The sequence below is a fragment of the Bacteriovorax sp. Seq25_V genome (assembly GCF_000447795.1).
Lineage (GTDB): Bacteria > Bdellovibrionota > Bacteriovoracia > Bacteriovoracales > Bacteriovoracaceae > Halobacteriovorax_A.
The window spans coordinates 92,016-115,595 of the sequence record NZ_AUNI01000019.1 but is presented as its reverse complement, the minus strand read 5'-3'; the positions used below and the strand labels follow the sequence as shown (position 1 = coordinate 115,595).

Annotated in this window: 22 protein-coding genes; 10 read left to right on the top strand and 12 right to left on the bottom strand. The window is 36.3% G+C overall.

What is annotated here, in order from left to right; all coding sequences use genetic code 11:
- The first annotated feature begins 26 nt into the window (after positions 1 to 26).
- The 3 genes from M900_RS11955 (at position 27) to M900_RS11950 (ending at position 1,961) form a co-directional block, all read left to right on the top strand.
- Positions 27 to 227, top strand: a complete 201-nt coding sequence (locus M900_RS11955; RefSeq protein WP_021275135.1) for a hypothetical protein — start codon at positions 27 to 29, stop codon at positions 225 to 227.
- A gap of 108 nt (positions 228 to 335) precedes the next feature.
- Complete coding sequence (locus tag M900_RS17750) at positions 336 to 503, top strand: putative lipoprotein (RefSeq protein ID WP_021275080.1); 168 nt, start codon at positions 336 to 338, stop codon at positions 501 to 503.
- A 342-nt stretch (positions 504 to 845) separates the two neighbouring features.
- Complete coding sequence (locus M900_RS11950; RefSeq protein ID WP_021275198.1) at positions 846 to 1,961, top strand: hypothetical protein; 1,116 nt, start codon at positions 846 to 848, stop codon at positions 1,959 to 1,961.
- Between the two features lie 44 nt (positions 1,962 to 2,005).
- Here the strand turns inward: M900_RS11950 and M900_RS17815 are convergent, their stop codons facing one another.
- The 7 genes from M900_RS17815 to M900_RS11915 all read right to left on the bottom strand — a co-directional run bounded on the left by M900_RS17815 (position 2,006) and on the right by M900_RS11915 (position 11,677).
- Positions 2,006 to 2,239, bottom strand: a complete 234-nt coding sequence (locus tag M900_RS17815) for a hypothetical protein (RefSeq protein WP_021275068.1) — start codon at positions 2,237 to 2,239, stop codon at positions 2,006 to 2,008.
- An 83-nt stretch (positions 2,240 to 2,322) separates the two neighbouring features.
- Positions 2,323 to 2,712 carry a hypothetical protein gene (locus M900_RS11940; RefSeq protein ID WP_198296012.1) on the bottom strand — a complete coding sequence of 130 codons (390 nt, stop codon included), beginning with the start codon at positions 2,710 to 2,712 and terminating at the stop codon, positions 2,323 to 2,325.
- Positions 2,713 to 2,986: 274 nt separating this feature from the next.
- Entirely contained in the window at positions 2,987 to 5,512 is a 2,526-nt protein-coding gene (locus M900_RS11935; protein ID WP_021275103.1) for a 5'-nucleotidase C-terminal domain-containing protein, read from the bottom strand.
- A gap of 11 nt (positions 5,513 to 5,523) precedes the next feature.
- Positions 5,524 to 7,500: a DUF5017 domain-containing protein gene (locus M900_RS11930; protein WP_021275238.1), complete on the bottom strand. Its 1,977-nt coding sequence runs from the start codon at positions 7,498 to 7,500 to the stop codon at positions 5,524 to 5,526.
- 13 nt (positions 7,501 to 7,513) lie between these two features.
- On the bottom strand, positions 7,514 to 8,890 hold the full coding sequence (locus tag M900_RS11925) for a hypothetical protein (RefSeq protein WP_021275119.1): 1,377 nt from the start codon (positions 8,888 to 8,890) through the stop codon (positions 7,514 to 7,516).
- Between the two features lie 215 nt (positions 8,891 to 9,105).
- Positions 9,106 to 9,801: a hypothetical protein gene (locus M900_RS11920; protein WP_021275076.1), complete on the bottom strand. Its 696-nt coding sequence runs from the start codon at positions 9,799 to 9,801 to the stop codon at positions 9,106 to 9,108.
- A gap of 148 nt (positions 9,802 to 9,949) precedes the next feature.
- Positions 9,950 to 11,677 (bottom strand): S8 family serine peptidase, encoded by a 1,728-nt coding sequence (locus M900_RS11915; protein WP_021275193.1) that lies wholly within the window; start codon positions 11,675 to 11,677, stop codon positions 9,950 to 9,952.
- A 154-nt stretch (positions 11,678 to 11,831) separates the two neighbouring features.
- On the opposite strand from M900_RS11915, the gene lexA reads away from it, so the two are divergent.
- From lexA to M900_RS11885, 6 genes are all read left to right on the top strand, one after another.
- On the top strand, positions 11,832 to 12,464 hold the full coding sequence (gene lexA, locus M900_RS11910) for a transcriptional repressor LexA (RefSeq protein ID WP_021275069.1): 633 nt from the start codon (positions 11,832 to 11,834) through the stop codon (positions 12,462 to 12,464).
- Entirely contained in the window at positions 12,457 to 13,593 is a 1,137-nt protein-coding gene (dinB, locus tag M900_RS11905) for a DNA polymerase IV (protein WP_021275151.1), read from the top strand. Before lexA ends, dinB begins: the two co-directional genes overlap by 8 nt.
- Positions 13,590 to 15,647 carry an alpha/beta fold hydrolase gene (locus M900_RS11900; RefSeq protein ID WP_021275274.1) on the top strand — a complete coding sequence of 686 codons (2,058 nt, stop codon included), beginning with the start codon at positions 13,590 to 13,592 and terminating at the stop codon, positions 15,645 to 15,647. The genes dinB and M900_RS11900 overlap by 4 nt, the downstream gene beginning before the upstream one ends.
- Positions 15,648 to 15,674: 27 nt before the next feature.
- The gene (locus M900_RS11895; protein ID WP_021275127.1) at positions 15,675 to 15,977 is read left to right on the top strand and encodes a hypothetical protein; all 303 of its coding nucleotides are present in this window, start codon (positions 15,675 to 15,677) and stop codon (positions 15,975 to 15,977) included.
- Between the two features lie 89 nt (positions 15,978 to 16,066).
- Entirely contained in the window at positions 16,067 to 16,837 is a 771-nt protein-coding gene (locus M900_RS11890; protein ID WP_021275170.1) for a serine protease, read from the top strand.
- A gap of 44 nt (positions 16,838 to 16,881) precedes the next feature.
- Complete coding sequence (locus tag M900_RS11885) at positions 16,882 to 17,340, top strand: hypothetical protein (RefSeq protein WP_034732578.1); 459 nt, start codon at positions 16,882 to 16,884, stop codon at positions 17,338 to 17,340.
- Between the two features lie 4 nt (positions 17,341 to 17,344).
- Here the strand turns inward: M900_RS11885 and M900_RS11880 are convergent, their stop codons facing one another.
- The 5 genes from M900_RS11880 to murI form a co-directional block, all read right to left on the bottom strand.
- Positions 17,345 to 18,112 (bottom strand): hypothetical protein, encoded by a 768-nt coding sequence (locus M900_RS11880; protein WP_021275159.1) that lies wholly within the window; start codon positions 18,110 to 18,112, stop codon positions 17,345 to 17,347.
- A gap of 76 nt (positions 18,113 to 18,188) precedes the next feature.
- The gene (locus tag M900_RS11875; RefSeq protein ID WP_034732576.1) at positions 18,189 to 19,367 is read right to left on the bottom strand and encodes a hypothetical protein; all 1,179 of its coding nucleotides are present in this window, start codon (positions 19,365 to 19,367) and stop codon (positions 18,189 to 18,191) included.
- A gap of 57 nt (positions 19,368 to 19,424) precedes the next feature.
- Positions 19,425 to 20,717, bottom strand: a complete 1,293-nt coding sequence (locus M900_RS11870; RefSeq protein WP_021275038.1) for a GHKL domain-containing protein — start codon at positions 20,715 to 20,717, stop codon at positions 19,425 to 19,427.
- Positions 20,718 to 20,751: 34 nt separating this feature from the next.
- Positions 20,752 to 22,032 (bottom strand): phosphopyruvate hydratase, encoded by a 1,281-nt coding sequence (eno, locus tag M900_RS11865; RefSeq protein WP_021275232.1) that lies wholly within the window; start codon positions 22,030 to 22,032, stop codon positions 20,752 to 20,754.
- Positions 22,033 to 22,064: 32 nt separating this feature from the next.
- Positions 22,065 to 22,829, bottom strand: a complete 765-nt coding sequence (murI, locus tag M900_RS11860; RefSeq protein WP_021275107.1) for a glutamate racemase — start codon at positions 22,827 to 22,829, stop codon at positions 22,065 to 22,067.
- Positions 22,830 to 22,888: 59 nt separating this feature from the next.
- Between murI and M900_RS11855 the strand changes: the two genes are divergently transcribed.
- A complete protein-coding gene (locus M900_RS11855) occupies positions 22,889 to 23,578 on the top strand; it encodes a hypothetical protein (RefSeq protein ID WP_021275224.1) in 690 nt (229 codons plus the stop codon).
- Positions 23,579 to 23,580: the final 2 nt, after the last annotated feature.

Sequence of the window (23,580 nt, the reverse complement as noted above, 5' to 3'; positions counted from 1 at the left end):
ATTAGAAGTATTTTCGAGGAGAAAAAATGAAATTTTCAAACGTACTTATTTTAGCAGGTCTTCTTTCTTTCACTTCTTGTGGGATGTTTCATAAGGATCACCATGGGCACAAAGATGGTAAATCGTGTTCGAGAGATGGTTCAAAGAAATGTTGCGACAAAAAATCATGTGACAGAAAAGACAAGTCTTGCCACTCTTCTTCATCGTCAGACTCTGATAAGAAGTAGTCTAAGTCATCTAAATTATTTAGATATCCATTCTTTTTGTGAAGGATAGCATGTAATTTACCGATAGGTTTATGAGAGTAAATCTATCGGCAATTTATGAAGGTATCTATGAAAAAATTAATTCCAATAGCAATAATTTTAATGGCCCTTTCTTCTTGTTCTTCTTACCAAGTTGATAAGAAAAACCGTTCAATGGCAAGTGATCCGTGCGCTGAAAGATATTTCGTAAATGAGTACAATTATTTCGAGTATTACGAAATGTGCCATGATCTCTAAATAAACTGGTCCATTTAAATGGGGATAAATTTTAGGCTGTCTTTGGCAATTTTAAATAGTTAATTAAGATTTTTTTTTGCTGCGACAAATACGCTTACCTAACAGTATGTAGTTATTGAAGATTCAAGATAATTATCCCCATTTAAGTAGAGCAGTTCATAGACAGTAAGAAATTAAAATAAACTATCATCTTAGCGTCCCCCCTAATATAGTCAGTGATTATATTTTAACGAGATCCTAATATTAGGTGATTCTACATTGATTAATAAGTTAGTCCTTTAAGAAACGTGTTTTTTCTGATACATGCTTAACTAGATAATCCAAAATTCTAGGAGCATAATCATGTTAAGAAAATCAATTCTCATCTCATTAATGACATTGTGTGCTCTTGGAGCAGACTTCAAAGTCAAAGGTTTCGTTGCTCTTGATTTACTAAATCTTGAGAAAGTTGAAAGTTCAGACGGTTCAATCGGTCTCGGTTATGGAACAGCAGATGTAAAAGTTTACTTTAATCACGAAGATTTCTCTTCAAAGATTAAACTCGACATCGATGGATCAACTGACCTTATGGAAGAAGTACTTGTCATGTATCGTTTCGACGAAAACTACAAAATGACTTTTGGAAAAGGAAAAATTCGTTTCCACCAAATGCACTATGGTATCTCAGATATCACGTACACAGATGGTGGTTACTTAATCAACACAAACCACTCTTTTAGAGATCAGGATAGAAAATATCTTGCAAACTTAGAGATAGGAAGAAGAAAAAATGGTTACTACCAAAATATTACTTTCTTTGGTAATAGCCAATCAATTAAACGTGACAGAGACGATGAATCTAAGCCATATTTAAAAGACAGTAAGTCAACAATTGAATACACTCAAGAGAAGACATTCAACTCAAAAAATGAAAGAGGTCTTGCGTACCAATTCAATCTCACTCCAGACTATGAGACACAATATTCAATTGCAGGTCTTTACTACTGGAGAGACATTGATCCAGATGCTGACTGGGCATTTGATATTGCTTATAACAAAAACACTGAATCATATGAAGTATGGTTTGAATATGTATTTGCTTACACTTCAAAACATCCAAACGACAAATACACATCAAAGAAGCAGTACGACAACCTAATTCAACTTGGATATCTTTATAGAATCTCAGATAAGTGGGCAACAGGGATTAACCTAGAAGCAGCATTTGTTAGAAAACAACATCATGATAAAAATAATTACGATGCAAATATTGAAGGACAGAGTAGCTACAACGATGGGAAAACATCAACTTACTACTCATACAAAGTTAACCCAGGATTTCAGTATAAGATAGCACAAAGAGCACAACTTAACTACGGACTCATCTGGGAGAGACAGTACAGAAACGTAGATTATAAAACTGAACTTGAAGATTATAATGCTTATGGAGCTAATCTTTCGGCCTCTTTCTGGTTCTAAACTGCTCCAGTTAAATGGGGAGAGACCCTTTCAGATAAATCAAATTAAAGTAACTTATAAAAATATCGACATGCCTTTGAAGCATGTCGATTCTCTTTGTTGTGCACCAACTTTTTCTCGCTCGCAAGTCGATTTATATTTGATCTAAACATCGCGCAAGTGTGGTTTAGTGTAAAAAGAGGATCAAATCGAAGTTTCTTAAGTTCTCCTTGACCGGCGATACAACCTCTACCTCCTTTATATCTTCTATACTCTGCTTCTGGAAAATATTTACTCACAAATTTTGGATAAGCTTGATGCTCATCTGATTGTATTCTTGCGTCTTTAGCAACAACATTTTTAATTTTTTCAAATACATTTTCTAATCCTCTTTCATGTTCACTTTTTCGATATCCATATTTCTTCGTGATTTCTCAGCTAGTAAACCAAAGGCGGGAATCCTTGAAACTTCTGCAGCGAGGATGTACCGGCGTTTTCTATCGACTGCTATTGTAATTGTAAGAGGCTTCATCTTTGTATGCTCGACTGTAATTAAATCATCAAATTGCATTGCTTGAACTTTTGACTTCTCTAGCTTTTTGAGAAATTTGTTATTATTCTTTCTGGCCTTGATTGCAAAATAATTAATTCGATTATAAATCGTTTTGTAGTTAACCTTATACTTTCGTGCACATGATCTCATTGTATTATTTGTAGCGAGATCAAGAAAAAGTCTTCGATTGATCCTTCTTTTTTTCTGATTACTTCTCAAGCGTTGAGGTTGCGCGAGAGAATTTTTTCCCACAGGTCTTACAGACAAAACGTTGAATCATTCTTGAATCATTCCGTCTAAAAAAGAAGCCATCCTTTGAAATATGTTTGTTTTTGGTTGTTGAGTGACAGTCAAAATTTGGGCAGCGGTATATCATGACATGTTTAATGCAGGCCATGCCAGGATACAAGAACGCTAAACACCTAATTTTAATGAAGCAAATTGTTGATTAGTTCAAAAATTGAATTTACAAAGGGGATATGACATCCCCAATTTACTGGTCCAGTTTAACTTTGATTTTTGCAACCACAGGATCATGATCAGACAATCGTCCCATATAGTCTGAATTGATATGCAGAGGAGCTACCTGAAGTTCGTATTTGAAAACATTATTGGTTGCAAAAATATAATCAAGAGGCTGAGAAGTTCCGTTATGATTCGTTGTGTAACGATCATTAAAGTCAACCAGAGCATCCACGCCAACAAGGTTTGTCATATGATCTCCAGCGAGAACCTTCATTGAGTTTTCGTTGAGATTAGCATTAAAGTCACCCATAACAAAAACGATAGCTTCAGAATCGTAGTGCTGAATTCTTTGAACAAAATTATTGATCATCTTTGCAAGCTTTACACGTTTGGTTTCTGATCCAGAGACAAAGGGTTGTACTGCACCCATTCGATCGGAGTCTCCAAGTTTGGAGTTAAAGTGGTTACCAACTACATATAATCTTTTTCCTTTATAAGAGAATTCAGCAACGATACTTCTTCTTGTGTGCTCGAAAGCATCATCGTTAGCATAAACACGACCAGGATTATAATTAATTGATCCATTCTCTAATACGTATGTATCAGAAATTGAAGTCGGCATCTTTCTTTCACTAAAACCAAGCTTTTTCTTATTATAGATCATGGCAACACGGATATTTCCACCAGGTTGTCCCCCCTCACCATTTTCTATTGGATCGATATTAATATAACCATAATCAACACCACTACATCCTGTTGCTGCTATGAGCTTTTGAAGTGTCTTTACCGCCGATGCACCACCTTTAAAATCAATTCCATTAAAGTCTTGTATCTCAACAAGATTAACAATATCTGGACATTTAAGGTTTACGCGAATAGATTTTCCAATCTCATCGATTCTTCGCTGTTGATTACCTGCTAGGTTTTCAACATTATAAGTAGCAACAGTTAGAGCATCATCTTCATTATCAAAAGGAGCAATTGGTCTTTTTTCAAGTGGAACCATCTGTGTGCGTGGAGCTTCAGTAGATACCAGGGTCGTTAGAGTGTTTTGTTTCTGAGGGATAACTACAGCGAATTCTCCACCTCCAAAAAGGTTTTTACTATATGTAAGTACCCCTTCAATCTGGCCTTCAATAGTTTGTCCAACTTGATAGTAGTAATCGATAGGAATACCAGTCGAAAGGTGACTTGATATGATTTGTAAAATATCTGGATTATGAAGATCGTTTATTTCATCAACAATTACTCCACCGTCTGGAGTCTCATTAACAAGTTGTTGATCACCATCAACTTTAACGTAGAGAGTAAGATGCCCTTTAGCACTTAACTCCTCAAACTCTTCATTTCCACCTCTAAATCCAACAACACGAGGAGAATTGAAATTGATTCTCATTCCCTCTAGCGACTCATAAAAATCAATGGCATCATCAAGGTTTAAAGTTTTCTTATCGTTTAAGTTTCCAATGAAAGTAGAAAAGTGCTTCGAAGGAATTTCAAGTCCCCCATGTCCAAGTTTGACAGGGGCCGGTAGGAGATTGTCCTTTGAAATAATTTTTAAAGAAGAAACTTCTTTTATGGAAGTTAGCGACAGACCTGAAGTTGTCATATCCTCGTAAACCACACCTGATAATTCAATCTCATCACCAATATCTAAAACAAGTGATTCGCTATCGAGATGAACGAAAACTGCTTCCGATGTTTTTGGATTAGCATCAGGAGTTTTAGTTTGAATATATAAATCAGTTCCACCAGGAAACCAGTCTGCAGCAGCAACGGCCGTAATTATACCTGTTGTCTTTACTTTGTTTCCATAATAAGGAGATAGATGAGTTTCTCCTTGGATTTGAGGGATTGTTTTAAATCCGACATCACCTATGATCTTAGTAGTTACAAGAGCTCTTATTTCGTCAAGATATGGAAGAAACTCAACATTCCTAAGGTATTTTGTAAGCGATTCTTTTACTGAGATCGTCTCACCAGTTTCGCGAAGGGTGCGGTTCATGCCATTTTTGTACTTATAACTTGGGAATGTTGTCCCACTAAAATAGAAGTACTCACTGACTGCAATTCTGTACTTTCTTTTGTCTTCAAGGCGGACACCTTCGTCTCCCTCAAAGTTTTCAAAACGGGCCATTCCACCAACATAATGAATATGATATTTGATTCCCGCAACCTGAAAAGCAGCGTAATATTTTTCTTTTGCACGAGCTGCAATAAGGGCCTTGATATCTTTACCACTCATCACACCAACACGAAATTGGTCTTTAACTCCAGATGAAAATTCGTTAACAAACTCAGTAATCTCAGTTGCTGTCATTCCTGGGTAAACAAGAGAAAATATATCTTGAGGAAGAAGTTCACTCGGAAAGAGAACCATATCGAGCCCATTAGTTTCCTTCATCGCACTCGTAACAAGATTTCCAATTTTTGAAGACTGCATCATACTTGCACTTGCAGTGATAGCCACCTCATCATTTTGTAAACGATACCCCTTGTCTGAGCAAGAAGTGAAGAAGAGCGATATAAAAAGTAAACTAATAGTATATTTCATAGTAACCAAACCTATTTCATTTTCTTCAATTGAAGATTATAGATATCCCATGTCGTAAAGTTAGGATCGAATGATTTATACTCAAAAACAACTTCGATTTGTCTTCCACCCAACTCAGCAGGAATTGCAGCTGGACCAGATTTCACAACATTAAAAGAATTTCCAAGTGGAAAGTCATCAAAAGATAATTGAGTTAATGTCTCATCTTTTCCTGCTTCTCTTACATAAATCTTTACAAGCTCTTTTGGATCAATACCTTTTGCAAAGTTTAATGAGTGTTCTACTAAGATAGAATCTGCATCTACAGATGAAAGATCAAACTTTGGTGAAATCAAACGAATTACACCATCATTCTTATTCTTATATCCTGAGATACGAATATTTTGAGAATCACCTCTTTTGTTTACAAAGAAGTCTGCAGGAGTACCACTAACTGTAACTTGCGAGAGATCAGCGAATACTTCAGCGAGGTTAACTTCTTTGACAGTTTCACCGACTTCGATAGGTTTTGGTGTCTCATAACTTAGACTTAACTTAGTCCTTGAAATTGCCTCTCCCTTTCCAATGAAATCAAGAGAGATAATTTCCCAAGTTGATCTATCATTTGCCTTTTGAGTAAATTCAAAAGCAACAACAATTTCTTTACCGATATAATCTTTAAGATCAAATGGACCTGCCGTTAAATCATTCCAGCTATCATCAAGAACGTCTTTTGCACTCTTATGGTTGATCGACTCCCATGAAGCTTCAGTAGGATTACCACCACTATAGTCACTAGAAATAAGAATCTTGGCATTTCTTAAGTCGATATTTTTTGCAATTTCTCTAATAACGAGTGACGCACTCTCAACTTTGGATAAGTCATACTTCGATGAGATTAGCCATGTAGTTGAGTCTGTACCATTACTATTAATAACAGCGAATTCATTTCCTCCACCACTACCATATGTCCACTGGGCGCCCTCTGCAGAGCTTGATACCGACTGAAAGTTTCCAAGGCTACCTTGAACCTTATCAGTAAGAATTGAACTTGGACGGCTTTCAACTGGGCCGATAGATTTATTTGCAGATAATTTGAAATCGTAAATATTCCAGTTTAGGTAATGACGACCAACTTTTTTTGAATCGGCAGCATAGTGAAATGCAATTGTAATTTTTTCTCCAGCAAAACGATCGAGAGAAATCTCACCACTTTTGACCTTATGAAAATCAACCGAAGTAGGAAGCTTCCCCATTGAAATCTTTGTCCACTTTGCACTCGAAGGGTCACCACCTTGGTAATCAGTAGAAACGACAAGATTGTAAACATCTCTAATGAATTTAGCTCTATTAAACTCAACCCCTGTTTCACGAGCGTTGCTATCAACTCCAAACATATGATTGATTTCAAGCGAGATGCTATCAACATCGGTTAGATCAAATTCAGGAGAGATTAACCAAGCATCAGTGCCAGTTCCTTTTATAAGAGCAAGGGGCATGTCTTGTTGCCAGTCAGTTGTCCAGTTTGCAGCATCTGCATATGATCCAAAAGGAGCAATTCCATCGCTAAATGAATACTCAAATTGTTTCCATTTAAGAGAAGCAATATCAAGACCTGCAATTTGGGCATATTTAGATGCTAGCTCGGCGACTCTTTTAAAGTATCTATCAAGCTTCGCTTCATCACGTGTAATTTTAGAAGCACTTTGATACTCGCGCACAGATTCAACAAGAACTTTAATGTAACTAATATTGGTTGAATCTTTATTTAAGGCCAAAACAGCTGTCTTTGATCTTTTCACGGCTGAGATGATGATATTTCTGTCGGCTTCAGTAGAGTTTGAAAGAATTCTGCCTTTGGCCACATCCTCTTCAAGATTAAACGCCATGCTCTGTAGCTCAGAAAACTCAGGAGCAAGATTCGTAACTTCAACACTCTCTTCTTTCGAACAAGAAACAAAAGATAGTGATGAAAGTGATAAAACAAAAACTAAAAGTAGTGGCCTCATAGGTTCCCCAATATTAAAGTGCAAATAATTTAGATCCATCAAAGTTGTAATCAACTTTTATATAAAGTAGATAATCATTCTTTTTAAATGTACTTAAAAGACGATCATCACGAACGTCAGAACTGCTACTAAAAACAGGATTCTTCGCTCTTAACATTTCAAACTCAGGATTGATTGTGAACTTACCTTTTTTAAAGTAACTCCCAAGACCAAAACGACTTAGACCACCGTGTGACTTAGAGTCATCTGCAGTTCTTAAGATATGTGCAGACTCTCTTTCTCTAAAGATGAAGTGTTCACCTTGATAACGATAAAAAACATATGGTGTTACATCATCAAGCATATATGCAAGTTTTACTGCATACGCAGTATCACTCTTCCCAATCCAGTCTTGAAGTTTATTTGTGCTATCAGCATAGATTGGTTGAAAAGGAGCAGTCTTGTCGAACCAGCTCTTAGATCTATTTACATTCCAAGGTGCTTTTCCAGCTTTTGAGTAAGTAACTTCTGCTTCAAACAGAAATGAATCCAAAATATTAAATAATCCATAAACAGAAGCAGCAGACTGTAAAAGAGCACCAGTTTGTTCAGACTTATCTTGAGTTACGTATTTCAATTCTACTTTCATCTCTTTTGCTTGCGCATAAGAAATTCCGGCCTTAATCCCAGTTGTCTCTTTTCTCTCCCATCTCGTCGCATTTGGGTTTGAACTAAGATTAAAGTTCGCGTTACCAGGATATAAGAATGTTGCTTTTCCAATCCCTGCGTATACATCTAAACCATTTTCACCCTCATAGCTTAAAACGAGTCCAGGGATTGTTTTTTGCGCGACTTTCTCATCATCACTAATTGTTCCACTAATAGAACTAGGAGTTCCTTCAAAGTAGTAAATTCTTGTCACATCCCAAGTATTGAATTCTTCACCGACTTCACCATCAAAGTTAAATGGAAAGTAAGTAAGAGCAACTGATTTACTCATATTATATTTAATATAAGTTTTGTCTGAGTCAAGATCAGCACCTATACTAGTGCCACCAGAATTATTATCTGGTTCATTAGTTTGAAGTTCGCCATCGATTGAAAATTTAACATTTTCATATTTATGAGAAGCTACTAATTCAAATTTTGACGTCTTATTATTAAAGCGATTGTCTTCTGGATATGTTTCAAAACCAAGGGTGAATTTCGTGTTTTCTGAATAATCGTAAGCAACATCTAATTCAAGTTCTACAGTATCTCCAACTTCAGTTTTCTTTGAATCAGAGTAAACATACTCCTCATAAGAGAAATTCTTAAAATAAAATTTTTCTAAGTCTTTTGCAGACGAATTAAACGAACAAAGATAACTAGTAGCTAGAACAGCAATAGCGGGCAACTTTTTAAAATGCACAACAAACCCCTTAAGTGTATAAAATCGATTTGCCCCCCTTATACTTCACTTGAGTGTATTTATCCACAATGCATGGCTAAACGTGTAAAAGTTATAAAATAAGTTTGCGCGATATCTTATGGAAATTAAAAGATTTTTTTGACTTGTATATGTTTTATTATGATTTGGTTAAGAATAAAAAGGCCTACGAAAAGTAGGCCTAGTTTAAGCATGAACTAATACTTTGTTAATTGACCATTACCCATGACATGGAAAGTGTCAGCAGATTGAATAGTTTTGAAAACAGTTTCAGCTGTGTAATTAACTTTAAAAGTTGCACCTGCTACACGATCGTCTTTACTCCCGTGGTTTGAAATTTGAACAAGCTCAGTAGATGCCTTAAAATCGAATCCCCATGCTACGGAGATATTCGAAGCAACAACATTAACACCTGTAAGATACTTTCCTTTCTCTTCAAAAGAACCACTGTGCTGAAACATTACAGTGTAATCAAAAGATATAACTTTTGCCCCAAAACCATTCTTATATGTAACATTGTATCTTTTTGCTACTGGAGCAGACCAATTTTCCATATCCATAAATGTGGCATTAAGATCATCTCCCTTTTTAAATGGAATTACTGAAACACCTTGTCCCATATTTACATCTACCACTGGCTTCCCAGCTTCGATAATAGGCCAAATTTTCTTTCCTATTGCGATAATACCGTCAATAACCATCGCGATTTGTTTTAAATCCACTTTCTGTTCATCAAGAGCTTCATGATTTGCTTTTAACGGTGGAAGTTCTTTTACTTGGATTTCTGAAATTTCAAAATAAGGATCATTGTTTTCGTTAACAGCAATTTTTGTCACGCTGACATTGGCAAAAGTTAGTTGAGCTAACATGAATACTGATAGTAAATACTTCATCAATCTCCCCCTTTGAATTATTATTGAGGAGACAATACTTTTGTGTATTTACAGTAGTCAAATAAAATTTTCTAACATGCCTATTTCTAAGAAACTTTAATATTCTTTAAATAATATATTAGTTCTATTAACGAATAGTCTGTAAAAATTACAGGCCTCTCTCTCTCCACATCTTAGATATAACTTCTAATGATCTTTCTTCGCCAGCGATTGCTATTGTCTTACGTGCGCTTTCAATTGCGCTTATTAATGACCCATCATTTGAGACATTTTTAATAGCATGGTAGAAACGCTCTGGAACGACGATCCCACCGCTTTGGCATGGAAATGGATTCCCCTTTGGTATGTAAACAGTTTTTAGTAATAACTCTTTCAAAGACTGTGTATCCAATTTTTTGTTTAACTCATGTCCTTTCAGTAGCACGTTCATTACATATGGCGATGCCATTGACGTTCCATTAAGAGCAATATCCCCACCACCAGATTGTGCAGAAACCACTCCTTGCCCAGGAGCAAAAATTTGAACCTTGCTAATTCCATACTTAGAAAAAGAGGCCATCTTATAATTAGGATAGTCATTAATAGAAAGTTCAGAAGTATTGATAGCACCAACCTTAATCATATTATTATAATTGTAGCTTGCAGGAAAGTTATCATTCCCCTTTTGATCTAAGTCGAGTTCCCCTCTTCCATTGCCTGCTGCTACTGTGAATAAAGCATTTGGATTTTGAATAAAAATATTTTCAAGATAATAAAAAGACTCACGGGGTGCCGACATAGGAACACCTGGAAACCCTATCGCGAAGCTCATATTCACAAATCTAATATTCTTATCTGCTATATAATCGCCTGCCTTTTCGAGATGATCAGCAATGGCCACGTCTCCAGCAAATCCAACTAGACCATAGCTATCAAGATCACGTAGAGCAAGAGATGCAACATGTGTTCCATGAGAAACAGGATAAGGAGTATGAATAAGAGAATGAGTCTCTCTAATATTATTGTCATCGCGTAAAAGACTTAAACCTGCATCATCTTGTCTTTGCCATCCCCAAGAATCATCAATTCGCCCATTGCCATCATTATCAATTCCATCACCAGAAATCTCAACTGGCGAATTATAGAGTTTATGTGTAATTGTAGGGTGCATGATATCAAAACCAGTATCAATAATGACGACAGGCTCACGATATTTATTTTCAAATATTCTTATTTTCTCAGTAGCTTCTGCTTCTGTTTTAGAAGTGCGCTTAATGTGTGAAACAATATCAAAATCACTACTTTCATCATAACTTCCAATCAATGCACCTTCTGGTGTATATGCTTGGAACTCATTTACAAGATTTGCCAATGGTGCATCCATGTTAAAAGTAACAAGATAATATTTAACGACCTCACCTTCTTTATTTAGCACATCAATTCGATATGGTTTCTCAGCAGCAATTTTATAATGTTTAATTGCTTGTGGAATGTGTGATGACTTTGTTATCACCCATTCTTTAGTAATAAAATCATCACCTTCGAGCAAAGTATGTTCCTCTTTAGAGACAAGAGAACGTTTCCCATCTGTAGAGTAAGATGTCTCTGTATAATGGGATTCATCCTTATGTTCGATCACTGAAGAGTAACGATGTATTCCATCGGTACTCCATGAATCTACAGAAACCTCTTGCCCCTTAGAGTTGAAATGAATTTCCTTTGTCTTTGAACCTGTCGGAATATAGTACTCGAGCTCCTTAGTAAGGATGTCCTTTTCACAATATGAAACCGTTTTCCAAACTCCCTCGGTTCTCTCCTTCACACTTGGACAAGTTGTTGCAAATGAATATTGAGAAATGATGAAAGTTAAAAGGAAAAGACCATTTTTTGGTGACATTAATACTCCTAAAAAGCTTGGTAGCGATAAGACAACATCATATCAATTGCAGTGGCCCAAATGGGCAAAACCTGTAGAACTTTCAATCGTGTCAAAAAATTAGCCATTGAAAAATATACTTGACTTACGCCCTACTTACGCACATTATATTTATATGGCACTAACTAAAAAACAGAAAGAAGTATACGAATATATTAAGACTTACACTCTCGAGCAGGAGGTTTCTCCTACACAGAAAGAAATTAAAGACCACTTTGGCCTTAAGTCTTTTGGCTCTGTAAATAAATATATGAAGTACCTTCAGGAAGCAAATCTTATTGAGATGGACTGGAATGCCCGCCGAGGAATTCGTGTGCTTGAGCTTGAAGCAAAATCAACAATCACAGCTCAAAATGATCTTTATGAAGAAATCCCTCTTCTTGGGGATGTTGCCGCAGGTAATCCTATTGAGGCCCTTGAAAACCCTGATAGCCTTACTTCTGTTCCAAAAACAATGGTCAATCGCCCAGGAAAATACTATGCACTGAATGTGCAAGGTGACTCGATGATTGAAGACGGAATTTTTGAGGGAGATGTACTAATTTGTCGCTATCAGGCCCAGGCAAACCAAGGTCAAACAGTCATCGCCATAATCGACAACGAAGCAACAGTTAAGAGATTTTATCAAAAAAACAGAGTTATCGAACTTCACCCTGCAAACGAACGACTGAAGCCATTCTCAATCAGAGAAGATCAAGACTTCAGAATAGCAGGAGTTGTTGTAGGGCTACTTAGAAACTATGAATAACATCTTTCATCAGAAGACATTTAAAATTATCCATATTGACATGGATTGTTTCTATGCTGCTGTTGAAATGAGAGATAACCCCAAATTAAAAAATGTCCCTATGGCCATCGGCGGCCCTTCGAAAACGAAGGGTGTTCTTTGCACAAGTAATTACAAGGCACGTGAATTTGGTGTAAGAGCTGCAATGCCTACCTTTAAAGCTTTTCAGCTATGCCCAAGTCTCATTCTAGTTAGACCAAATTTTGCAAAGTATGAAGCCGCATCTAAAATTGTTCGTGATATTTTTTATGAATATACAGACAAAGTACAAATGATTTCACTTGATGAAGCATTTCTTGATGTTACGGACTCAAAACATTTTGAGGGTTCGGCTTCACTGATGGCCAATGAGATTAGAAAGAAAATATATGAGAGGACAGGACTTACTGCCTCTGCTGGAATTTCATATAATAAAATGCTCGCAAAGATTGCATCAGACTGGAATAAACCTAATGGACAATATTGTGTCACGCCAGATTCGGCGCAGGATTTTTTGAAAGACCTTCCTTTAAAGAAAATTTCAGGAATTGGTAAAGTCAGTGCAACAAATCTTGAAAGAATTGGCCTAAGAACCTGCTCCGATGTTTTAAAGTATGATCTTCATGAGCTCATCATCAAAATTGGTAAACGCTACGCCATTGATCTATACGAATCATGCCTTGGAATTGATAATTCAGAAGTCATCAATCGTCGTCAGCGAAAAAGTTTTAGCATTGAACGAACATTCTTCTCGGAAACGACAAAATCGATGGCCTTAGATTATATTGATGATCTGATTGAGGAATTTGGTGAGCGCTTTAAAGAAATAGATCAATTTCATATTCATAATCGAACCATTTCACATCTTGTGATAAAAATAAGATATAGCGACTTTGAATCTCATACCAAAGAATTAATGCTAGACTCAATCCATGCCAAGAAAATTCTTGATCATCTGTGCCTAGATGATCAGGCCATATCTATGATAAGAAATGCCATCGAATCTTTCATCAATAGCTCTCCAAAAGGTATTCGATTGATGGGAACAGGGATTAAGTTAAAAGACAGAGAGAGTGTGCAAATTCCTCTGCCACTAAGTGAAATAGCATGAAACTATATTCAGATTTTTTTTCATTAAAGACTACCTTTATCAAGGATTACTACACCTATACATCCTTTTGGAGTGAAGTTTGCGCTCAAAAAGTTTCTGACGAAAAGTACCAAGTCGTAGAGTGCAACTCTCCTCACGATCTTGTTAAATACTTTGCAATCATTGCAAGTGGCAAGGTGGCGATAATGATCGACCCATCACTGCCACAGAAACAAAGAGATGAACTTCTAACATCATTTAATATAAATTTTGAAAATGCTTTAAACTATGATTTCAAAGAAAAAGAAGTAGTGCTCTCAAACACTTCGACCATTATTTTTACTTCAGGATCAAGTGGAAAACCAAAACCTATTGAGCTCACTCATTTTAACTTTTTAACAAGTGCAAAGCAGACAATAGAGCACTATCAAATGAACATCAATGACTGCTGGGGGATGACTCTCCCATTCTTTCACATTGGTGGTCTGATGATTATTTATCGAACGATCCTGGCAAAAGCAAAAACGGTTTTCTGTGATCCAAAAAATATTGCTTCATCTCTAGACATGAATCCAGAAATCACAATTCTCTCGCTAATTGATCTTCAGCTTCAAAAGTTATTAACGGATGAATACTCATGCGATAGACTTAAAAAACTTAAGGGAGTCGTACTCGGTGGAGCAAAAACAAGCCTTCACACCTTGCAAAAATCTGTCGCACTTGGGATAAAATTATCCAATTCCTACGGACAAACAGAGACGTGCTCCCAAATTTGCGCAACTCCTTTTACAACAGACTTAAAACTACTTGAAACTGTAGGTTCCCCACTTGGCAACACAAAGATTCGCTTCAATGACAAAAATATTATAGAAATTTCTGGAGAGACTATCGCTCACGGTATTTTTTCCAAAGAGAATTTCAATGGAACTATTATAACAAGTGATATCGGTAAATTTGATATTCATAATAATTTAACTGTTTTTGGAAGAGCCGATGATATCTATATCAGTGGAGGAAAAAATATTAGCCCCCACTCCATTGACCATGAAATTCAACAGAGTATGAAAGGCATCACTTCAAGTAAGACAGTCGCTGTTACTGATTCAAGACTTGGACAAGTAGGCGTAAGTTTCATTGAAGCAGTAGAGGTTCTTTCTCATCGAGAGGTCCTTCACAAAATCAAAGAAAATCTTCCAAAATACCATGAACCAAAACTTCTCATTCAATCTAAAAGTTTCGATTCCATTAAAGCAGGAATTAAAATACCAAGAAAAGAACTTGAGTCGCTTGGCTCTTCACTTTATGAAGTCAAGGAGATACTTGGCAATCCTCTCATCAGAGGAGATCTTTCAAAAGATATACTCCTCGTTTTTCACGGATTCATGGGTAGTGATAAGGACTTTGAATTTCTAATTCCAGAACTTGAAGAAGATTTTCTCTTGATTTTTGTAAACCTACCAGGTCACAACGGAGAAGGACTTCATCTCTACAGTGATTTTAACGATTATATTTCGAAACTCAGTGAAGCAGTCACAAAACTCAGCTATAAGAAAAAAATTAATGCTCTTGGCTACTCGCTAGGTGGCCGTGTCGCTTCTCTACTTGCGATGAATAACAACACCATCAAAAAATTAATTCTTGAATCATCTGGGCTTGGTATCCCTAACGAAGAAAAGTTAGATCGTGCAGAGCGAGATGAAAAACTATTTAATGGTGTTACAACAAATGAAGAACTGAATTTATTTTTAAAAAATTGGTATCAGCAAACGATTTTCACAGGAATTGAAAACTCACCGAAATTCGAAACTTTGATAAACAAAGACACAAAATATATTGAAGGCTGGAAGTACTCACTGCAACTAATGGGTCAGTCCAAAATGCCTGCTATTTCACCACGTGTTCTCACTGAAAATACGGAGAAAACAATTTATCTTTATGGAGTTAATGATCATAAATATAAACTAATTGCTGATCAATTTGATATTGCCATCCCAGTCGAAAATGCCTCTCACAATATTCACGACACTAATAGAAACAAATACTTACGCAGTATCAGAAACATATTGCTCAAGTAATAGTCCGTTATTCCGATAAGTCAGTTAATGAGGATATCATCACAACAAATTGACAAAGGTATTTTAGATGAACTTAGAGAGATTAAAAAATCTCTCCAAGATACTGAAAGACGCGTCGTTCTCGAGAAATTAACACCTCAGCAAACCACAAACTCCCCCTATTTTCCTGACAGGGCCTACTCAAACCCATTGGCGGTAAAAGGCAATCCTGAAGAAACGAGCTGGAAGGAGGTCAAAACATACGAGGAAACTCGTGAAATTGACATTGACACAACAAGTCAAAAGCACGCATTTGCTTCACTAAACGGCAAAAAACTTAACATTATCTAACATCTACTAAAATTGTCAGGTTTTTGTTGGCCAGATAATTAATGTTATGTGTAATATTTTTTCCACAAGTTCAAAGAAGTGGAGAAAAGATGAGACTAGTAGCAATTTTAGCTTTGGCAAACCTAACGGCATTCGCTGGTAATAAATCAATCTGTGGAAAAACTGATGACAGAGCTCTTTCAACTAACCCAAAGATTGGTAGACTGCTAGACTCAAGATCTGGAGATGGAGGATGTACACTTACGATGATTTCTAAATCATGTGGTGTTTCTGCTGGTCACTGTCTATCTGTTTTAAAAGTTGCTGAATTCAATACTTCTGAATCTGTAAATGGAAATATTCAACACCCTGAAGCTAAAGACGTATACGATATTGATCAAAAATCTATTCAAAGTAAAAATGGTGGACCAGGTAATGACTGGGCAGTATTTAAAGTACTACCAAACAATGAAACAGGATTATATGCAGGAGATGTTCAAGGAACATACGATGTATCTTTTGAAATCCCAGAAATTGGTGATGTATTAAGAATCACAGGTTACGGACTTGATTCAGAGCCATCAAAGAACCTTGCTCAACAAACTCATACAGGAGCTTTACAATCTGTTGGTACAGCAACGAGAGATACAGACGATGAAGATAACTGGAACGGAAGACCATACTCAAGACTTACACACACTGTAGATACAATGGGTGGTAACTCAGGATCGACAATCATTAGAGAGTCTGATGAAAAAATCATTGGTATTCACACTCACGGAGGATGTTCTTCATGGGGTGGAGCTAACCAAGGAACACTAATTGCAAAACACACAGAATTAACACAAGCAATCAAGTCTTGTCTTAACTCTGATAAATAAAAAAGCTCCTTAACCGGAGCTTTTTTTTTGTCTAAACTAATGTCATGAAGACACAAAGACTTGTTACCCTATTCTGCATACTCTTAACTTCTATTATTTGTATTACAACCCTTATTCTACTTAATTGGAAGGCTTCATTGGCCCTCACTATTTTCTCACTGATCATTAGTCTCTCATTCACACTTACCTTACTAGAAAAAAAAGTTCGACAAGTTGTACTAGAGATTAACTCAGGAAACAAAGATCGCGACCTCTCATTCTCACATTATGAAGAAGAAATACACCAATTTTTCACACTACTTCGTTACAAGAAACTAGATGACGGTTATTTACCAACGGGATTAGGGAGAATTCAATCGAATAAAATTAGCATAGAAAAAGATCCACTTTCTCTCATGATTGAAGGGCCTGAGAGCATTATTAGTATTCTTTGTGAAAGTTTAAAAACACCAGGCTCTAGCTTTGTATGCAAAAAAAAAGAGGACATTAAGTCCTCTTTCTAATTATCTACTTCTTTGTTTTCTTTTTCTTTTTCTTACCCGCACCAGCTGCACCCTTCTTCTTTTTAAGAATAATACCTGCTACGACTGCAGCACCGATAATAAGATACAACATCATATCATCTGATCCAGAGCCACCTTTTCCAGCACCTTGCTTACCTACACCAATATCTTGTCTTCCAGCGTTGTCATCAATGAAGTCACCTTCACCACCTGGGATTGAACCTGATTTAGAACCTGCAAGTTTAAAGTCTGTTGGAGCTGCTTTCTTTTCAGCAAATACTTTTAGAGTTTCAACAATTTTATCAAAAATTGGTCTATAGCTATCATAGTGATCTTTTGATACTGAGAAAGTGACAGCAACACCAAGTTCACCTTTTACAGTTGCTAAATATCTTGTGTAAAAACCTGGCACTTCGGAAGCAAGATGAAGAGAGTCGATCCACATGTGGTTTTGAGTTGCTATTTTTAACTGCTTTGTATACTTCGCTTCAGAGATCTGTGTTTTTCCACCAGGAAGTTTAAACGACTTCGGAGCCTGCAGATATGCCTGATACTGTGGCAGATCATCCTGTGGTCCTCTTAGTTTTGCAGCAAGAATAATGATTGCTTCTTTTTTTCTTTCCTCGTTAACTGACTGACAAACCCACTCTGAGCCCTCCATGTCACATTCCCATCCCGTAGGAAGAAGAAACTCACAAAACTGACTCGTAAAAGTTTTTGCAAACCCCATAGAAGTAAATAATGTGATCATTAATGTAATTAATAACTTCATGTAAATTCCTTTCTTCAAAACAATCTCAATATCTTAATTGCGTATTATTAAATTTCAAAATTTAAATACATTTCGGCTATTTAACCCTAACAGTTAAGCCTTTTTCAATTGGCATGTCTTTATATCTTTTTGTCAGTCTGACAATGGCCCAATTTGGTCCACTCTCATAAACAACCCCTGAGGCAATAAGAATATTCCCTCCGAAGTAATCTGACTTATAAATATCGACAGCTGCGCCCTTTGCAACGTCCTGGACTAGTCCTTTATCAATTTTCAAGAATTTTCCACGTGGAGAAACCTTGATGATAGTTGCTTCTGAAGTATATTCCTTGAAAGCATTCTCAAGACGCTCTTCTTTACTCACACCACCAGTATTCCATGAAAGAGACACGAGCCCTTCCATCGTCTTATCTGTAGATGTACCGCTCATAATCTGCCCACCTTCAAATGATAGTCGGTACTTCTTTCCCATAAGAAAACGTACACCACCAAAAGGCATAGCAAAACTTCTATTGATAGAATTCCATCTCGCTGTTTCACCATTTGCATTAAATGGCTTTAGCGAAGGTGCATCAGCATATTCGTCAGAACCAAGAGAATAAATTCCTTTAACTCCTCCCCAAAAAGCCCATGTATTAAAATTCTTAATTAAGGAAATTCGGTAAGGAAGCTCAGGAGATAGATCGTTAGGGGGCATGTGATAACCTAAAGATGATTCGATTGTTGTCCATTTAGAAATAACTGCATCAAGATGGGCCGTAACTAAAAAAGATGCCCCTGAATCACCGAGTACAATTTCATCAGCAGGAACATTGGAAGCACTAGAGTAGACTTCATTCTCATATGGACGATAGCGATACTCTCCAGAAATTGCAAAGTGATAATCACTATTATTTTTAAACTGATATTTAAAAAGTGCAGCTACAGACTCCAGACCAGAAGCTGAATTCTCAGTTGTAGAATTCACACTTGTTACTTGTCGGAATTTTGCATTAACTCCAATTTGAATTTGGGCAGTATACCCATAAGTCAAAGAGAAATCATAATCCATTAGCTTATAATCATCATCTTCATCAAGCTCAACTTCATTACCATCAACATCAAAATAGCTTAAAGTCTGAGAGTAGAGGGCCGAGAGTTCTACACCCATAGCTCCAGGATTAAGCGTTGAAGAACTAAGTGGATAAACCGTACGTGGGGATGCCGAAGAAGTGAACGGTGTAATAAAAAGTAATAAACAAAGTAATCTAACCATATAATTTTCCTTATATAGATAGATTACTAAAAAAATAGTTTATGACAAATTTAAATCTTAAGCTGACTTTTTTGCCGTATTATTGGAAGCAGCATTTTCGTGCGGCAGAAAGAAATATGTATGCCAATGGCCGTCGTTAAACGAAAAAGTAAAGTCTCCACCGACCTCTTCACATATCCGACTAATTGAATCCAGCCCCAGCCCGCTCCTTTGTCGAGCCCCCAGGTCAAGTATTACGCGTCCAAGATCTTTATCAAGATTAATTTTTTCATGATTAAGTTTTTTTGGTTCATTTATGACCGTAGTATGAAGTCCATCCTGTTTATAGTCGAAAATGAATTCAACACGCTGACTTTGTGCCTCGTAAACGTTCTTAATAATATTAGTCATGATACGATGAAAAATAATAATGTTTACGGTGCAATTTCTTAAAGCATCTGAGTTTTCTTGCTCAGAAATTTCACCTTTAAGACTAATATAAACTTGCTCACCATGAGTAAAGAAAGCGTCAATTAATCCATAAACTCTTGCAAGAGCAATCTGAAATGGAACTTCTTTTTTTGAAGAAAGAAGGTCTTTATGCTTAAAACCGAAGTGATGTTGGATATTTTCTTGTAATAATTTTAACTCACCAATTAAATTATTAACTTCATTTTGATCTATACCATTAGCTTTTTTAGTTCTCAAAAATAGCAAAAGCGAATGTGTGTGATTAATCACATCATGAAAGAAAATTCTATCATAGCGAGATGATGATATTTTATTTTCATCATTAGAAATTGAAAGTAGTTTTGAAAAAATAATTTTTCTTCCCTTTAAATACTGCTCAAGTCCCCAAAAGACAGTCGATAATGACCAAAATGAAAAGGCCATAAAACTAATTAACTGGCCATTATTAAAGAACTCACCTTTTTTATAACTTTCAAACAGAATCATCGAGCAAAATACTGCCGTATAAACGAAGAGGCTTTTTTTCTGCGCGAATGTTTCTTTAGATGTTGAAACGAATGTAATGAAATACATCGACATCATAGCAGGAATCATTGCCATATAGATATACTCGCTCTGAGCGTGAGCATAACTCATTCCTACAAAACAAATGAATTGAAAAAGAAAGTAAGCCGGTAAGTCCGAACCTGTTCTAAAAATATGAGAGAGTTCTTTTGTCGAAAAATATACGATGCCATTTCCAACAGCAAGTAGAGAAACAAAATGTGCATGTGCAAAAAAGTTGGCTTCGTTGTAGTAGAGAACACACCATAAAAGAGATGAGGTTAGGAATGCAGTAAACTTATAAAGCTCAATAGGCCATAATGTATTAAAATATTTCTTAGCAAAGTCTACTGGCATAAAAAAGGCCTCTAAAAAGAGGCCTCATTAAAATCTATTTTACAAGATCATATCTTGCTTTACTACCAAGGGCCTCTTCAATTCTTAGTAGTTGATTGTATTTTGACATACGATCACTTCTTGAAGCAGAACCAGTTTTAATGTGTCCACTTCCAGAAGCAACAGCAAGATCAGCGATGAATGAATCACTTGTCTCACCTGAACGATGCGAGATAATAGCTTTAAAGTTATTCTTGAAAGCAAGATCAAGAGTTTCAAAAGTTTCTGTTAAAGTTCCAATTTGGTTTACTTTTACAAGAATTGAATTCGCTTGTTTTTGCTCAATACCAGTTTGAAGAATTTTCTTATTTGTTACAAAAAGATCATCCCCTACTAGCACAACTTTATCACCAAGCTTTGCAGTCAGCTTTTGCCAACCATCAAAGTCTGCCTCATCAAGTCCATCTTCAATTGAATATATCGGATATTTAGACGAAAGATTTGAGTAGTATTCAATCATTTCTTCACTAGAAAGTTGCTTTCCTTGCATATTGTATAGACCATTCTTGTAGAACTCACTTGCAGCAGCATCCAAAGACAGACTAATTTGCTCACCTGCTCTATAACCTGCAGCTTCGATAGCTTTTAAGATGCACTCAATTGCTTCTTCGTGAGAACCAAGATTTGGAGCAAATCCACCTTCATCACCAACGTTAGTTGAGTGACCCGCATCAGATAAAACTTTCTTAAGCTGATGGAAAACTTCTACACCTGCTCTTAGATTTTCAGAAAATGGCCCTTTGATATGTGGTACGATCATAAATTCTTGAATATCAAGATTATTAGAAGCGTGCTCTCCACCATTGATAATATTCATTAGTGGACAAGGTAGTCTCAAGTCCCCTACTGCGTTTGGAATTTTAAGATCGTTATATAAATAATCGTATAAATCTTTTTTCGCATCAAGTGCACCAGCGCGTGCTGTCGCCATTGAAACAGCAAGAAGAGCATTGGCCCCTAGATTATCTTTATTTTCCGTTCCATCAAGCTCAAGCATCTTCTTATCGATTCCACCAAGGTCATGGCTATCACTTCCAACAACTACAGAAGAAATTTTATCATTGATATTTGATACGGCCTTACGAACAGACTTTCCTAGAAAGTATGACTTATCACCATCTCTAAGTTCAAGCGCTTCTTTAGAACCAGTCGATGCTCCAGAAGGAACAGCAGCTCTTCCCATATTACCGTCTTGTGTAAACACATCAACTTCAACAGTTGGATTTCCACGAGAGTCAAGAATTTGTCTTGCTTTGATACTTGTAATTTTACTCATGATATTTCCTTTGTAGATTAAATTTTCAAAAATTATATAAAGACTTCATCAATATTTAAAGTTTTAAAATCAGATGACACACCACTCTGATAGAAAGCAAAATTTGTAGCAGAGGCATCACCTTCGGTCATCCCAAACTTTCCAAGTAGAAGGTTCTTTACACGCATTGCAACCATCGGACATGGTGAGATCATCTCTCCCTTAAGAAAAGAAAGTAGCTGCGGTTTAATAAGAGGATAATGCGTACAACCAAGAATTAGGTAATCATAGTCGTTTGATAGACCTAAAAGTTCTTTCTTGACGTCAAATTCGAATGCATGACTTTTATTGAAGAAATTATCTTCAATTAATTTGGCCAAATGAATGGGAGTAAATACATCGAGTAAATTATTTGGATCAAGTCTTTCTTTCAGTGCCTTAAATCTTTTTGAGTTCCCTGTTAGAGGCGTGGCAAGTACCACTCCTCGTCGCGTCTTTAGCTCAGGGCGTTGATTGATTACATTGATATAAGGCTCAACTCCAACGAAAACCAAATGAGGATATTTCTCCCTGAGGTGATCAATAGCTATTGCGGTAGCTGTATTACAGGCGACAACAATAAGATTAGCCCCTTTGGCTTCAAGAGTTTCCACAATAAACTCGCAACGCGCGATAACAAAGGAGTCATCCTTTTGCCCATACGGATTATTGAGAGAATCTGCAAAATAGAACATCTCTATTCCAAGACGCAACTTAGCAATCTCACGCAAGATGCTAAGACCACCGATTCCAGAATCAAAAATACCGATTTTCACCATAGACCAATTCTCATCAATTAATTATGATAAACAATATCAAAACTTTAAGGAATTGCCATATGATATCTTTTTTTTATTCGAAACTATATTCAAAAAAACGCTTAAAGAATAAATTCACTCTAGCTCCAAAAGATATCACCAAGCTAGCAGTTAGTGTGAACGAAGAACCACTCTACGGATCATTTGCTTGCAAGTATACTTTTTCAGATGACGGGATTGACTACGGCTGTGACTATAAAACAACTGATAAGAAAGTTGATTTTACCCTTAGCCGTAAACTGATAGTAAAGAAATATAGTGATCAAAGATTTCAGGGCCGAGACATGGTAGAAAAGCTTGAAAAGAAAAAAGCATATGTCATTGATCATCTCATTACAAAATTTATCACAAAACTTGAAACTCTAACTCCAGAAGCAAACCCAGGCGAAGAAAAAGTCATTGAATGGACAAGGGTTTCCACAGAGGTTTTGAAAAGAGCAATTGCTAAAATTGATGGCATTGACACTATCTTGCAATACAAAATATTCTTCACGCCAGAAGCAATTAGAATAATCGCCTACAACGTTGATCTCGAGCTTAAAGTTGTAAATGGCCAGGTTATGTTCAAGGCCTTCAACTACAAAGATAGTAAGGAAACAAATCTTCAACCAGTATATAATGTGCTTATTAAGGCCCAATACAATGATCTCTTTAATTATATTATTCAAATTTTAAAAGTAATTAAAGAGAAAGAAATTGAGCTCCTATAGAT